Origin of the sequence: Pseudomonas sp. NPDC087336, from assembly GCF_044744285.1 — a bacterium.
GTDB lineage: Bacteria > Pseudomonadota > Gammaproteobacteria > Pseudomonadales > Pseudomonadaceae > Aquipseudomonas.
On sequence record NZ_JBIUYA010000012.1, the window covers coordinates 25,206 to 40,079 of the forward strand.

The following is a 14,874-nucleotide window of genomic DNA, read 5'->3' on the forward strand; positions in this document are numbered from 1 at the left end:
ACCATGTTTAGAAAATTGACGGTTCTGATGGTGTCCGCCCTGGCATGCCATTCAGTACTGGCTGCCCGCGAGGTGCAGCACTTTGAGGTGTTCGTGACGATTCCGAGCCAGGCGTTCTACGTCATCCCGGCGGACCCTGACTGGATTCACCGCGAGCAGCGACTGCCGTGGAATCCGTCGACTTCGACACTGGGCGGCTTGCGCAAGTATTTCGATGTGAGGAGTGAAGCCGGCTCCATCGAGGCTCGGCTGGAAGGTCGACCTTACCTGTCCAACGGCAGGGAGGTCGATGACATAGCGTTGCGGGTGCTGTTCAACGGCAAGGTGCTGAGCGAACTTACCAGCAGCGAGGTGGTGCCCAAGAGCGAAGCGGCGCAAGGCAAGCGCGTGTTGCTGGACGTGCAGCCAATGCCGCCAGCCGACGGCGTTTACAAGCCCGGCAGTTATTTTGGCAGCGTCAATATGGTTTTCAACGCGGTGCTGCCGGGGGCGTGATAATCACTGGGCCGGGGATAGCGGCCAGAGAGAGGTCGTTGGTGGATAGGGAGTTGATAGCGCCATGAACATGAATAGAACAGTGAACCGCCTGTGTGCGATGGTGTTGGTGGGCGGATGCACAATGTCGGTCGAGGCCGCAACACTGGAGATGACGGCCGTGTTCCGGCCAGATCCAGCCCGTCCGATGCAAAATTCTTTCGAGAATACAACGCCACCGGGAGGGTATTGCCAGGGTCATCCTGCGTACTGTGAGAATGGTGTTTTCAGCGTCGCTTTGCCCATTCGGTTCAAGTCCGTGACAGAAATTACGGCGTTACATGATGAGCGTCGGGGACCGATGTTCCGGGTGCCTTCGTACTGGAAGGACGTCACGGTCATTCATGAGGCGACAGGTGAATCCGAGACGGTAAAAATGCGCGTGAATGGCATCGGAGCGGCTTATACGATCAAAAAGCCTTTACCCGTAGGAATCTGGCAGAGTTCGTGGGTCTATCCACCTGCCCCTTGCACCTACGGAGGAGTAGGTTATGGCCACAGTCTGTATTACGCCTTTTTCTGGCGAGTCCCTGCCAATGCGGGTGTGTGTGTCAAGCAGGCTCAAAGGGACATTACCGAGGACTACCAGTTTGCTTATGAGAACGCCGGTTTTTCCTACGAGCTGATCACTCCCAATCCGCTCACCATGTCGACGGGAACGTACCGCGGGGTGTTGAACTACACTGTTGGGCCAGGGGGGGATTTCGACATGGGTGATGTCATGTTGCCTGACGATGAATTGATCACCCTCAACTTCACCCTGAACGTTGAGCACACGCTCAAAGCCGAGATTCCCCCCGGCGGCAATCGCGTGGAACTGGTCCCGCAGGGCGGCTGGCAGGCCTGGCTGACGCAGGGCCGCAAGCCGACACGGCTGTTTCGTGATCAGACCTTCAATCTCTCCGCATCGAGCCGCTTCAAGATGAACATGGACTGCCAGTACAGCCTCGATGGCAACCGCTGCTCAGTGCGCGACCCGGTTTCCGGGCATGTCGTGCCGCTGGATGTCAGCGTGACCCTGCCCTCGGGCCTGTTGGATGCCACCTTGCAGCCGGTCAACCGGCGGCCATTGCGTCGCGACGGCAGTGGCACCGAGTTGTTCCAGCCGCGTTTTTATGTCGACCGCAAGCCGGGAACCCTGCACTTCGAGATTGCGCCGGGTGAAACAGACGAGATGCTCAAGCCCGGAATCACTCGATCCTATTCGGGCAATGTCACGGTGATCTGGGACTCGGAGGTGGGTTGATGAAGCACCCTGATGCATCGGTCGATGCATCAGGGTTACCCGTTACTGCTCGGCGTCTTTTTTCAGCGCGGCATGGGTCAGGGTTCTACTCAGCTCTTTTTCTTCGTAGGCCATGTCCTGAAACAGCCGGTTGTAGGTCTCATCGGTCATGCCTTCCTCGGTCATCACGATGTCGTCATCCACTTCCAGGCGCTGGGCAATGGTTTGCAGACGCTGTTGCAGTGCCCGGCGTTGCGACTCCGGCTGACCCTTGGTGCTGGCCCAGGCCTGTTGGGCTTCGCGCAGGTCATCGAGCAGACTGCTCTTGATTTCGAACGCCCGGGCATTGCGCCTGAAGGCGTCCGGATGGGTATCGAGCAGGTACTTCTGCCAGAACGGTTGCTCGATCATCTCGTTGACCAAACCGTCGCCGGCCTCCATCGAGGTCACGGTGTCGAAGGCGGTATCGAGGGTCTCGGCACTCACGCCGGCAATTTGGCGAAACATCATCGACTCCGACTGCCAGGGGAGCTCCAGGCGTTGGGCCAGGCCGGTTTCATAGGCAAGGTAGACTTCCACTTCATCCGGGTTGCCCTCCCGGCTGGCGAAATCCGCGCGGGCGATATCATCCACCCGCCCCAGGCGCGCAGCGCCTTTGGCCAGGCGCACCAGCTTGCTTTCCAGAACGGCATTGGAAGTCGACAGGGCATAGGCTTCGGAGGCGAGCACCTTGATGCCCATATGGTTGAACACCTGGGCGCCGGCATCGGCGCAAGTGGTGGGCGCGCTGGCCATTTCGAACAGGTCCCTGCGCAGGTCCGTGTCCAGTTCCATGGCTTCGATCATGCGCCACACGCGATCGCTGAGCTGCTGGCGCAACTGGCCACCGGCGCGGTAATCGGCCGAGCGGGTCTGCTTGTCGATCAGGGTAAAAAAGCCGGCGGAGTTCGGCTCGGTCATCAGTTCGTCCCAGGCTTCTTCGCGGAAGGTCCCCAGGCCCGGCGCCCGGTTACTCCACCAGGTCGAATCGTTGTTCATCGGCCACTGCTCCATGGCGCGAGGCGCATGGACGGCGTACACCTGCTCGGCGGGGATGCCGACCGAGCGGCGATACTCCCGGTACAGCAGTCGATTGCGCTCTGACAAGGGGGTTTCGTGGATCAGGGTGCGGGCCACGATAAAGGCATCGGCGGAACCGGGAACCACGTTCGGCATTTCGCTGATCGGGTTGTTCAGCAAGTCCAGGAAAAACCCCCGCGGGCGATGTTTGCTGAACGGCCCGAACAGACCCTCCGGCCATCGGGTTGCACCCGTGGTGCTCAAACCCAGGATCCTCAGCTTGGGCATGCGCGAGACATCTGGAGGTAGCCCCAGGCGCGGGTTGTCATCGAGCCTGAGGGTTTCCAGGTGGGTCAGGTTGCGCAGTTGCTCGACGGCTGGCGCCGTCAGGGTGATGTCGTTGTTCATCAGGCGCAAGGTGCGCAGGAAGTGCATCTTGCCGATGCTTTGCGGCAGTTGCGTCAAGCCGCAGCTCCTGGCACTCAGTTGGCGCAGGTGAGGGAAGTTTTCCAGCAGGCCGGAGGAGGTGACGGAAAAGCTCGTGCGGTCCAGGTTCAGGGTGTCGACCTGATCCAGATAGTGCTTGATGTCCGGCAGCTTCTGCCACCATAGCTCAAGGTCGATGGCACTCATGTCGCCGGACAGGTCCAGTACGTAACGGCCGTTGGCGCTGGTGTTGCGCTCACCCAGCACCGTGGGCTTTCGCTGGAAGCATTCGATGAGCCGTTCAGAAATGTGCAACCCGCCACCGTTCACGAATCCATCGCCATCCGGCCCCCAGTTCTCGGCTCGTTCGTAGCGCCAGCGATTCAACAGCACGTCCAGGTCATCCAGTTCACGGTCCAGCCTGTCGAGCGTCTGATGCGCCTGTTCGTGCGAACCCAGCGACTGTACAAAGATGCTGACCTCGCGTTCGTTGAAATGGGGATACAGGTCTTCCACTCGTTCGGTCAGCGTGGTGGCGGTGCGCGAGAGCGTGGGGCCGCGCAAAAGCGTCATGTCTTCGTGGTTGGCCGTGGGCAGGATCGGCGGTGCGGCGAGGGCGGTGCGGCGTTCGGCCGGGGTGTCGGTCTTTGCCATGACCCATTGCCTGAAGCGCTCGCCCTGGCCGGGTTGATACCCAAGCTGTGCGCGCTTGTCGCTCGGTACGGCATTGAGCACGGCCTCGTAAAAATCAGCGGCGTCATGCAGTTTGCGTTGGGTGTTGTCCCGGACTTCGAACTGGTTCTGCTGATTCCTGACCAGCAGCCGAACGGTCGAGGCGTCCTCGTTGCCCACGCTCGTACGCACAGCGCCGTCGGTGACGCCCTCGCGAACCTCGATGCGCAGCTGCGCGAAGGTGTCGGTATGAATCCTCAAGGCGTTCAGCACCAGGCTTTCGGTTTGCGCCGACCACTGCGCGCCGTCGTGGAAACCTTCGTAGGCATGGTTCGCCCGGGCTTCGAACGCGGCTTCACGGGCGCGGCTCTTGAGGCTCAGGGGGAGCCGTTGCTCCCGGACCAAGCGAGCGCGCTCGCCCGGTTCGGCAGTGTCCAGCAGCGTTCTCGCTGCCCGGGATGGCAGCTCGGGATAAGTCTGCCGGATCAGGCTCACCTGCGCATCGTCGCTGGCTTGCGCGCCCTGATACAACTGATTGACGATGTCGGTGTTCAGTCGGGTGGCTTCATCCGCGAGGCGATCGCGCATGGCCTGCGTTTGCGCGCTTTTGTCAATCGTGCCGCCTGGCATGGCCTGCAGTTCTTCTTCGCTTAGAAACTCGACCAGGTCAGGGGCGAACTCAGCGCTGGTGAGCTGTGCGAGGCTGGTCGATAGCGTCTGCTCGTTCGTTGCCTCGGCATTGCCATACTGACGGAACGGGCCGGTCCTATCGGTTTTTTCGTAGACCTTCAGGGCTTTGTCCGCCGGCCAGCCGTCCAGGTAAGTCGCCAGCGGTTCAAACCAGTACGCGTCAGAATCGATTGCCTGGCCTGTGCGAATTTTCTCCACGTTCTGCCGGGCCTGGCGCTGGATGCGCAAGCGAGTGAGGCTGTCGTCGAGCAAGGGCGGCGGGGCAGTGTTGTCGGCATACATGCGGCGCAACGCACCTTCGTCGGTGCCGCTGGCGATGCGTACCTGTTCCAGGTCGGCGTCGGTAAAGGCATCTACCGAGTGGCCGAGGCGCCGCATCAGGGTCGGGCGTTCCCAGGTGCGCGGGTTTTCCGCTTCATGGGTCCAGGCGCCACGACCATTGTGTTTCACCTCGGGTTGATAGGCATTGTCGCGTTCGGGGTGCTTGACTCGCCAGGTGCCGGTTTGCGCATCCTGTTGCAGGGCGTAGTGCTGATTCTCCAGCGGCAGGATTTTTTCGCCCGCGTGGGTATGCAGCCCCAGCGTGTCAGGACGCGAGTCCGTCGGCAGCTGAACATCGGGCCGTTGATAGGGGGTGAGGTCGGGGTTCCACAGGCGAGGTTCGCCATTGGGCAGGGTCACCGGCTTCATGCCTTCGATCAGCGGCGACAGTTTCAGGCGCGCCACCTCACCGATCTGGCCGCCGGCGGCAAACGCCACCAGCGACAGGAAGTCGGTGACTGCAGCGGTAATATGCTCGCCCGCTTCGATCCGCAAGCCCATGGTGAGGTCGAGGATGCCTTCGACGACGTCGCTGGTCATCTGGTACGCGGAGTACGCCAGCATTATCTCACCCAGCCCCGGAACGAAAGGCGTGACGACCATCAGGGCGATGTTGAAGAGGTCCGAGACTATTTTCCTGAAGTTCTCCCACCAGGCCCAGCGAGCGTTGGAGTCGGCCTCGGCGGTGGACACGGCGATGTACTTGGCGTCGTTGAGCACTTTGCTGAGTTTTAGCTCGAAGCGGTACTGCCAGAGTTCTCTGGTGATCGGGGTTGTATCGAAATGCAGGTTGGGGTGGTGACGGGCACTTCGCGCCAGCTCGGCCCCGGGTCCAGCGGTGCTTTTTCATGCCATTTCACTTCGAACAGACGCTGTTGCAGTCCACCGAAAAAATGCCCGCGGTCCGCCTGATCGACGAACCGGCTGAAGAATTGCTGGTAGGTCATGCCGGTGGACGGCACGACGAGGTTGTTGCGCAGTTGGCGGGTCAGTTCATCCATGAAGGCGACACCCGAAGCATATTCCTTGAGTGGGTGCTCAGGGTCTTGCGGGACATAGGCAATCACCGGCGTGACGGCACTGGGATCTTGCTCCGCCCGGGCGGTGAGCAACACGATGCCGGTCAGCCGGCTGTCGAGAATGGACAACTCGCTGAACTCCATCACCCAGCCTTTGCGGGTGAGGTTGCGCTGGCCATCGAGCATGCTCAGGATCAGGTCTCGCGCTTGTGCGTCGATGTCGCCGGTCAGGACCGCCAGTTGCGCGGCGGCCTTGAAGGCGGCCTTGTCGCTCTCGATGAGCTTGCGTTTCAAGACGCCTTGGGCAAGACCGTCCTTGGGCTTCAACTGTTCTTCCAGGTACTTGTTGTAGCGTGCGCCGATGTCCAGCTCACGGCACAGGGTCTGGAACTGGGCGATGCTCATCTTGCGTTTGATCGGCAGGATATCGAAGTGCCCGCGCGCATCGGGCTGGCTGATGAAGTCCGAGTCCGCTTCGCAGGTTTCCTTGCTCGAAAAGTTGTGCAGGGCCGCGTCCAGCAACGAGACAGTGCGGGTGACCACGCCACCCAGGTCGCTGGCGTACCAGGGCAGGGTTTTCGGTAGGTAGAGGTACAGGCAGGTTTGGGTGACATCGACATCAACCCTGTACTGTTTCAGCAGGGCGTCGGTGAGTAACGGTTCGGCGAACTCGTAGACGCCCTGGACTTTCTCCAGGGTGCGGTCGACGCTGTTTTGCGCTGACCAGAGTTCGAGGTTGGCCTGTTGCAGCGGTGAGTGATCAAAGGCTTTGGAGATCTTTGTCCACTGCCCGGGCGTGCTTTTTCTCAGGCTCAGTTCGTGGATGCGTTGGCGCGAGGCATCCTTGAATGTGGGGTGGATTCGGCCCTTGATGAAGTCGTAGTGGCGACCTTTTTCTTCGCCGGTGTCAGCAGATATACGTCCATGTAATTGCGGCATGTCTTGCATAAACCTCAAGCGTTAAGTGGTGTTCCAGCCTAACGCTCGGGGCTTAAAGTAAAAGACGGATTTATCGTTGCCCAATGGCTGCCTGCCCGCTTAAACCATTTGAATTATCCATGCCGAAAACAACTATGTACCACCTTTCCTTTTTCAGCGCCGTGCCACCTCGACCGGCAGGCACTGACTGTTGCTCCCCGGTTGCAGATACGGCGTGAGAATCGGTGCCATGCCCTTGAGCACTTGCACCGGCAAGGCCGAGGTGAACTTGAAGGCTTCGGCCGTGCGCCCCGGCACAAACGCGGTCAGGGTGCCGAAATGGGTGTCGCCGATGTAGAACACGAAGGTCGCCGTGCGGTTGATCGACTTCGAACTGAGGATGCGACCGCCCGAACCGATGGCCTCGATGCGGTTGTCACCGGTACCGGTCTTGCCACCCATGGCCAGGGCTTTGCCATCCGGGGTGGTGAAGCTGCCGGCGACGCGTTTGGCTGTACCGGCATCCACCACCTGCGACAAGGCTTCGCGCATGGCCGTGGCAACCTCGGACGGCATCACCCGCTTGCCGACATCCGGGTCATTGATCAGCTTGGTTTCATAGGGGGTGTTCGCCGCGAAGTGCAGGCTGTCGATGCGCAGCGTCGGCATGCGCACACCGTCGTTGAGGATGGTGCCGATCAGCTCCGCCAAAGCCGCCGGACGGTCACCGGAACTGCCGATGGCAGTGGCCAGCGACGGCACCAGGTGATCGAAGGGGTAGCCGACTTGCTGCCAGCGCTGGTGAATGTCGAGGAAGGCTTCGATCTCCAGGATGGTGCGGATGCGGTTGTCCCGCGCGCCCTTGTGACGGCTCTTGAACAGCCAGCTGTAGACTTCCTGGCGCTCGAACTGGCTGGCTTTGACGATGTCCTTGAAGGTGGCGTCCGGGTGGGTCAGCAAGTAACCCATCATCCACAGGTCCAAAGGGTGGACCTTGGCGATGAAGCCCTGGTCGGGTAAGTCGTAGGTGCCGGGTCCATAGGCCAGGTACAGGCGTTCGAGGCGCTCGTCGGTGAGTTTTTCCTTGTCGATGCTGGCCTTTTCGCCGGTGAGGTGCGAACGCACAAAGGTGTTGAAACTTTGCTGGCTGGCCTGCGGCAACAGGTAACGGTGCACGGCGGCCAAGCGGATCGGGGTCGGGCGCATGCTGTCGAGGAAAGTCTCGAGGCGCGCCTGGGTGTCCTTGTTGCGATATTTTTTCCAGAACTTGAGCAGGAACGAGGTGCCTTCGCGGTCGGCAAAGGAAGCCAGGTACTCCTGGCGCCGCGGGTCGCGGTCGTCCTTGAACAATTCGGCCCTGTTGTTAGGGCCCGAATACGTGGTGTAGCGCACGATGTCGCGCATCAGGCGAATGAACGGCAGGTTGATCGACTCGCGCAGGGCATCGCGCAGGGTCGGGTTGCGACCGTTGTCTTCCTTGCGGAAGTTATTGAACGTGTGCAAGCCGCCACCGGTGAAAAACGCTTCGCCGGGGCTGGCGGAGTACTTGCGATCCAGTGCGGCGCCGAGCATGGGTTGCAGGCTGTGGTCCTTGTTCTGGATCAGGTAATCGACCACCCAGCGGCTCAGGCGATCCTGTTCCGGCACCTCAAGTTTCTTCAGATCCGGGACGGACATCTCGGCGTATTTGTCGTGCAACTCGGCAATGATCTGCAGGTAAGTGGTCAGCACGCGCATTTTGGCGGTGGAGCCCAGTTCCAGTTTGCTGCCTTCATTGATATCGAAGGGTTGATCGGTGCTGTCGGTTTGTACCCGCACCCGTGAGCCATCCGGAGTCAGCTCGAACAGCGTGAAGCTGTAGCGCACCTGAGTGGTGCTGGTGGGGGTCAGCAAGCGTTCGCCCATCAGCCCGATTTCAGCGGCATAGGCCGGGTCGGCCAGGCGTTTGAGGTAGGCGGTGGCCTGGGTTTGCAGTTCACCTTGCAGGGTGCTGGTAGCGGAAAGGTCGAGGCGGTCGAGATCGTACAGCGGACGGTTGAGCAGCCCGGCCAGGCGGCTGCGAGCCACGCTGATGCCCTTGTTGGTTTCGATCGGTTGAATGGTCGGTTGGGTCGCCCAGTCGCGATACGTGACTTTGCTGGCCAAGGCCGCGGCGGCAAAGGGTGCATCGATCACACCATTTTGTGCCAGCAGGCGAATGTGGCTGTCGGTGAGGTCGGCCAGTTCATCGTGGCCCTTGGTCAGATAATGGGAAGGGCGGCGCTGAGCAATCATCAACGACAGCATTTCGCGCAAGGCCAGGCCTTTTTCCGCCATGCTTTGCGGATCGGTGGCGTTACTCGCCAGGGTTTCGTTGGCCTTGTTGAAGTCGGCGCCGTACCACACGCGCAAACCCTCCGCCATGCCATGCACTTCACCGTGGCCCGGCACCGCCGACAGCGGCACGCTATTGAGGTAGTCGCGTACCACGTTCTGCCGCGCCTTGAGCGTTTGCGGCCCATCCTGATAGGCACGCACGGTGGCGGAAATCATCTGGCGTATTTTTTCCCCGCCCGACACGGTCAAGCCATCGGGTGAGTGCCGATACTTCTCGAGTTGCGTTGCCAGGGTACTGCCACCGGCCGATTGACCGGGCAGGTGCAGCATCTTGGCGACCTGGGTATACGCCGCCATGCCGAACCGCGGCCAGTCCACCGCGGGGTTGGCGAGGGGCTGGCGCGGGTCGAGCAAAAAGCGGTTTTCGATGAACAGCAGGCTATTGACTACCACCGGCGGGATCGCCTCAAAGCTGTCGTAGAGCTGTTGCGGATACTTGTATTGGTACAAGGGGTTGGCGCGGCAATCGGTGATCGACAAGCCCGCCTGGATTTTCTCCGCATAAGGCACGAACAGGCCTTTGTTCGTGTAGGCCATCAAGGCCGGGGAAAACCTGGTTTGGGCGGAAATGACGTAATCACGCTTGAGCAGGCGCGGCAGGAACTCATCCAGCGAGCTGTAACCCAGGCGCAGGTCGAATGGCCCGGCGCCAGGGTAATGAATCGCGTCGCTCGGACCGGGTTTGAGTTCATAGCTCAAGGTTTTGGCGAACTTGCTGACTTCCCTGGCTTGAAACCTCGAGGTGCGCATCTCCTTGGACGCCGCCAGGCCCACGACAATCGCAATGATCACCAACAACAACCAGAACGCTTTCCAGCCGTGCTTGACGCGACTGCGAGGGGGTTTTTCAGGTAATGGCGCTTCATCCACAGGTTCAGTCTGGACCACGGTTGTACTCGAATCGGATTGCTGTAAAGCGCCCATAGTCGATTGATCCATTCACGCAGATTGATCGGACTTGTCTGAAGCTTAGTAGGCGCTGCCGAAGGCTGCGATCTTTTGATCTGGCTTTCACACAACAAAGTCAAAGGATCGCAGCCTTGTTGCACTAAGCAGCGCCTGCAGGCTTGATCTAGAGCCTTCGACAGGATTACCGGGGCATGACGACGCACCAATACCGTGCAATACTCGCCGCCGTCTCTAAAGCGAAAACTCCTACAAAGCCCAGATAATTCATCTCCGTGGATAACGCTTTTACCGAGATTTACACCTGATTTTTGTGGTTTTTAGAGTGAAAATCTCTATCGCGAGCTTTTTATACTGCACCCCCGCTGATCTCGCAGGTTTCGGCCTGCAAGACGGTTCTGCCCACGAAGCAGGGTCGGTCAAGGGAGGCGATGGCTTATCGGTCAACGCTTCGCCACTCGGTGGATATATCCAATAACAAGACGAGGTTGTACCCCATGCCCGTAGGCAATCATCTGCCCCACGGCGAGACCGCCCAGAGCGGCCCGCTCAAACGTGAACTCGGCGAACGGCATATCCGCTTGATGGCACTCGGTGCCTGTATCGGCGTCGGTCTGTTTCTCGGTTCGGCCAAGGCCATTGAAATGGCTGGCCCGGCCATCATGCTGTCCTACATCATCGGCGGCCTGGCCATCCTGGTGATCATGCGTGCGCTCGGCGAGATGGCCGTGCACAACCCGGTCGCCGGCTCGTTCAGCCGTTACGCCCAAGACTACCTCGGCCCGCTGGCGGGCTTCCTGACCGGCTGGAACTACTGGTTCCTGTGGCTGGTGACCTGTGTCGCGGAAATCACTGCCGTGGCGGTGTACATGGGCGTCTGGTTCCCCGATGTGCCGCGCTGGATCTGGGCGCTGGCGGCATTGGTCAGCATGGGCTCGATCAACCTGATCGCGGTAAAGGCCTTCGGTGAATTCGAATTCTGGTTCGCCCTGATCAAGATCGTCACCATCATTGCCATGGTGTTCGGTGGTATCGGCATCATTGCCTTCGGTTTCGGCAACGACGGTGTGGCCCTGGGGATTTCCAACCTCTGGACCCACGGCGGCTTCATGCCCAACGGCGTGCAGGGCGTGTTGATGTCCCTGCAAATGGTGATGTTCGCCTACCTCGGCGTGGAAATGATCGGCCTGACCGCCGGTGAAGCGAAGAACCCACAGAAGACCATTCCCAGCGCCATCGGCTCGGTGTTCTGGCGGATCCTGCTGTTCTACGTCGGCGCGTTGTTCGTGATCCTGTCGATCTACCCGTGGAACGAAATCGGCACCCAGGGCAGCCCGTTCGTGATGACGTTCGAGCGTCTGGGCATCAAGACCGCCGCCGGCATCATCAACTTCGTGGTGATCACGGCCGCGCTGTCGTCCTGCAACGGCGGCATCTTCAGCACCGGGCGCATGCTCTACAGCCTGGCGCAGAACGGCCAGGCCCCGGCCGGTTTTGCCAAGACCTCCAGCAATGGCGTGCCGCGTCGTGCCTTGCTGCTGTCGATTGGCGCCCTGCTGCTGGGCGTGCTGCTCAACTACCTGGTGCCTGAGAAGGTGTTTGTCTGGGTGACGGCGATTGCCACCTTCGGCGCGATCTGGACCTGGGTGATGATCCTGCTGGCCCAGCTCAAGTTCCGCCAAGGCCTGAGCGCCAGCGAGCGTGCCGGCCTGAAATACCGCATGTGGTTGTACCCGATCAGCTCTTACCTGGCGCTGGCGTTCCTGGTGCTGGTGGTGGGCCTGATGGCGTATTTCCCGGACACGCGCGTGGCGCTGTATGTAGGGCCTGCGTTCCTGGTGCTGCTGACGGTGTTGTTCTACATGTTCAAGCTGCAACCGACCAATGTGACGCAAGGTGCGATGCGTTCGGCTTCGTAACGCGTAACGCCTGAAATGAAAAAGCCCCGGTCGAAATGACCGGGGCTTTTTTTCACCTGTAGGAGCCAGGCTTGCCGGCGAAGGCGCCCGAAAGGACGCCTTCGCCGGCAAGCCTGGCTCCTACGCGACGGTGACCGCTGGAGCTGGTCGATTCAAGCGCTTGTTGAACTCAAGCCACGCCCCCAGCAACGCCATCAACCCAGCCCCCACCAACGCGGTGAAGATCTGCATGGCGAACGCATCGTCGGTCAGCGCATTGAGCATGTCCGCCAGGGGCGCCAGCAGCACGCCCAGGCAGAAAATCTCCAGGGAAAAACGCCCCATGCGACAGCATTGCTGTGCCAGCCAGTTTTGTGTCCAGCCGGTATCGGGCAGCAGTTTCGCGGTGACGTAGGCCAGCGCCAGGAAGTGCAGCAGGCGCACGGGCGACAGGTTGGTCTTGCTGATCGGATACAGCAGGTTGCTCAGGCTGGCGGGCATCAGGGCATCGTGGATCTGTGGCCAGCGCCAGGCGATGGTCAACACTGCGGCGAATACGGCATACACCGCCGCCGTCATGAACAACGGCTGGCGCACCAGCGGCCGGGTGTCGGGCAAACGTGGGCGTTGAGACTGTATGGCCGCCGCGCCGCCGAGCACAAACAGCAGTTGCCAGGCCACGGGGTTGAAGTACCAGACGCCATCCTTGATCGCGGCCAGGTTCCAGCCAAACAGCGGCACGGTCAGGTACAGCGCAAAGGACACCGCCACCACCGGCCAGACCTTGCGCACCAGGATCGGCAACACCAGCGGCAGGCCCGCCAGCAGCACGATGTACAGCGGCAGCGGGTCCATCAGGTTCGGTTTGAAGCGCAGCAACAGCTCATCGATCAAGGCCTGCTGAGGGTCGCTGATGAAATGGTGCATGCCCATTTCTTCCACCAGGTCGCGGGTTTCCACGTGGCTGTTGGCGAAGAACACAATGCCCATCAGCATCGCCAGCAGGAAGATGTGTACTACATAGAGCACCCAGGCGCGACGCAGGATTTTCACGCAGGCGATCAAAAAGCCCTCGCGCGCAAGGACTTTGCCGTAGGCCAGCACGGCCGCATACCCGGCCAGGAACACGAAGACTTCGGCGGCATCGCTGAAGCCGAAGTTGCGAAGCGTGATTTGACCCAGAGGGTTGTGGGGCACGTGATCCCAGAAAATGAAGATCAGTGCCAGGCCGCGAAAAAAATCGATCCGGTGATCGCGCGCTAGCGTCATGACGTCAGGCTCGTAGACAGGTATTGAACAAAGGATTGGCCGAAGGCGCAAAAAGTTGCAGGCCGAATATGGGCGGCGCGCAGGGTGGACTGATTCGCCGGCAATTGCAAAGGCGGGGTATTTCGGAATGTCTCCTGGGGTGATCGCAGACCCTGACCGCTGGTCTGAAAGCTTGCCATACCTGCGATTTATGACAGCAGACAAGCTCAAATACTTGTGTGGTCAGCGTTCTATCGCAGGAGCGTCACGTGAGACTTTCATGCAAGGGTTTGTCCAGCTACACCGTGATTGGCGTTGCGAACACGCTGATTCACTGGCAGATCTTTTTTCTCCTGAGTGTGGCTGCCGGCTTCACGCAAGCGGCCAGCAACCTGGCGGCCTTTTGCGTGGCCGCCTCGTTTTCCTTTTATATGAATGCGCTCTATACCTTTGATGCCAAGGCGTCAGTTGGCGGTTACCTGTCGTTCATGCTGGCGATGGGTGCGCTCAGTCTCGGCATCGGCCATGCCGGCGATGTCTGGCGTTTGCATGGCTTGCTGACCGTGGCACTGTTTTCTGCGTTGAGCCTGGTGTTCGGCTTCCTGTTTTCCAAGTACGTGGTGTTTCGTGAGCGTGACCTATGAAGGTTTCACTCATCGTCCCGGTGTTCAACGAAGAGCAGGCGATCAATCTGTTTTACCAGGCGGTAAGACGAGAGCTGAAACTCGACGGGACCGAGGTCGAGATCGTCTTTATCAATGACGGCAGTACCGATGGTACCGCCGCACAGGCGTCGGCTCTGGCGCAGATGGACGAACAGGTAATGCTGATCAATTTTTCGCGCAATTTCGGCAAGGAGCCGGCGCTGTTTGCCGGGCTGGAATATGCCAGCGGCGATGCGGTCATCCCGATGGACGTCGACCTGCAGGACCCGATCAGTGTCATTCCGCGGTTGATCGAACAATGGCAAAAAGGCGCGGACGTGGTGCTGGCCAAGCGCCGCGACCGCACCTCCGATAGTTATTTGAAGCGCCACAGCGCAGCGCTGTTCTATCACCTGTTGAATCGGATTTCCTACACCCGGATCGAAGAGAACGTCGGTGACTTCCGGCTCATGGACCGCAAGGTGGTGGATGTGATTCGCACCTTGCCCGAGCATCAGTTGTTCATGAAAGGCGTACTGTCCTGGGCCGGGTTCAACACGGTGGTGGTGGAATACGAGCGGGCCGAGCGCGTGGCGGGCAGCAGCAAGTTCAATGTCTGGAAACTGTGGAACCTGGCACTGGAGGGCGTGACGTCGTTCAGCACCGTGCCGTTGCGCCTATGGACCTACGTTGGCGGCGGGATTTCGATATTTGCGGTGCTGTACGCGGTGTACATGGTGCTGGACAAGATTTTCTTCGGTAACAGCGTACCCGGTTACCCTTCGTTGATGACCGCGATTCTGTTTCTCGGCGGTGTGCAACTGATTGGCATCGGCATCCTTGGCGAATACGTCGGCCGCATCTACATCGAAGCCAAGCATCGGCCGCGCTATGTGATCAAGGACATCATCGGCGGCAAAAACAGGCGCGAACCCTAG

9 protein-coding genes are annotated in these 14,874 nt (G+C 60.1%); 5 read left to right on the top strand and 4 right to left on the bottom strand.

Annotated features, from left to right (window positions below; genetic code table 11):
- Window positions 1–3 precede the first annotated feature (3 nt).
- Window positions 4–495 (top strand): CS1 type fimbrial major subunit, encoded by a 492-nt coding sequence (locus ACIO0C_RS14010; protein ID WP_401312870.1) that lies wholly within the window; start codon window positions 4–6, stop codon window positions 493–495.
- 100 nt (window positions 496–595) lie between these two features.
- Entirely contained in the window at window positions 596–1,780 is a 1,185-nt protein-coding gene (locus ACIO0C_RS14015) for a hypothetical protein (RefSeq protein WP_401313160.1), read from the top strand.
- 42 nt (window positions 1,781–1,822) lie between these two features.
- Here ACIO0C_RS14015 and ACIO0C_RS14020 read toward each other — a convergent pair whose 3' ends face one another.
- The 3 genes from ACIO0C_RS14020 to ACIO0C_RS14030 all read right to left on the bottom strand — a co-directional run bounded on the left by ACIO0C_RS14020 (window position 1,823) and on the right by ACIO0C_RS14030 (window position 10,164).
- Entirely contained in the window at window positions 1,823–5,647 is a 3,825-nt protein-coding gene (locus ACIO0C_RS14020; protein WP_401312872.1) for an NEL-type E3 ubiquitin ligase domain-containing protein, read from the bottom strand.
- Window positions 5,648–5,658: 11 nt separating this feature from the next.
- Window positions 5,659–6,885, bottom strand: coding sequence for a dermonecrotic toxin domain-containing protein (locus ACIO0C_RS14025; RefSeq protein ID WP_401312875.1), 1,227 nt, complete (start codon window positions 6,883–6,885; stop codon window positions 5,659–5,661).
- Window positions 6,886–7,038: 153 nt separating this feature from the next.
- Window positions 7,039–10,164 (bottom strand): transglycosylase domain-containing protein, encoded by a 3,126-nt coding sequence (locus tag ACIO0C_RS14030; protein WP_401312877.1) that lies wholly within the window; start codon window positions 10,162–10,164, stop codon window positions 7,039–7,041.
- Window positions 10,165–10,643: 479 nt separating this feature from the next.
- Here ACIO0C_RS14030 and ACIO0C_RS14035 point away from each other — a divergent pair, with 479 nt between their 5' ends.
- Complete coding sequence (locus ACIO0C_RS14035) at window positions 10,644–12,065, top strand: amino acid permease (RefSeq protein ID WP_401312880.1); 1,422 nt, start codon at window positions 10,644–10,646, stop codon at window positions 12,063–12,065.
- Between the two features lie 120 nt (window positions 12,066–12,185).
- Here the strand turns inward: ACIO0C_RS14035 and ACIO0C_RS14040 are convergent, their stop codons facing one another.
- A complete protein-coding gene (locus tag ACIO0C_RS14040; RefSeq protein WP_401312883.1) occupies window positions 12,186–13,313 on the bottom strand; it encodes an OpgC family protein in 1,128 nt (375 codons plus the stop codon).
- A 248-nt stretch (window positions 13,314–13,561) separates the two neighbouring features.
- Here ACIO0C_RS14040 and ACIO0C_RS14045 point away from each other — a divergent pair, with 248 nt between their 5' ends.
- Window positions 13,562–13,936 (top strand): GtrA family protein, encoded by a 375-nt coding sequence (locus tag ACIO0C_RS14045; protein ID WP_401312886.1) that lies wholly within the window; start codon window positions 13,562–13,564, stop codon window positions 13,934–13,936.
- Window positions 13,933–14,874 carry a glycosyltransferase family 2 protein gene (locus ACIO0C_RS14050; RefSeq protein WP_401312888.1) on the top strand — a complete coding sequence of 314 codons (942 nt, stop codon included), beginning with the start codon at window positions 13,933–13,935 and terminating at the stop codon, window positions 14,872–14,874. Before ACIO0C_RS14045 ends, ACIO0C_RS14050 begins: the two co-directional genes overlap by 4 nt.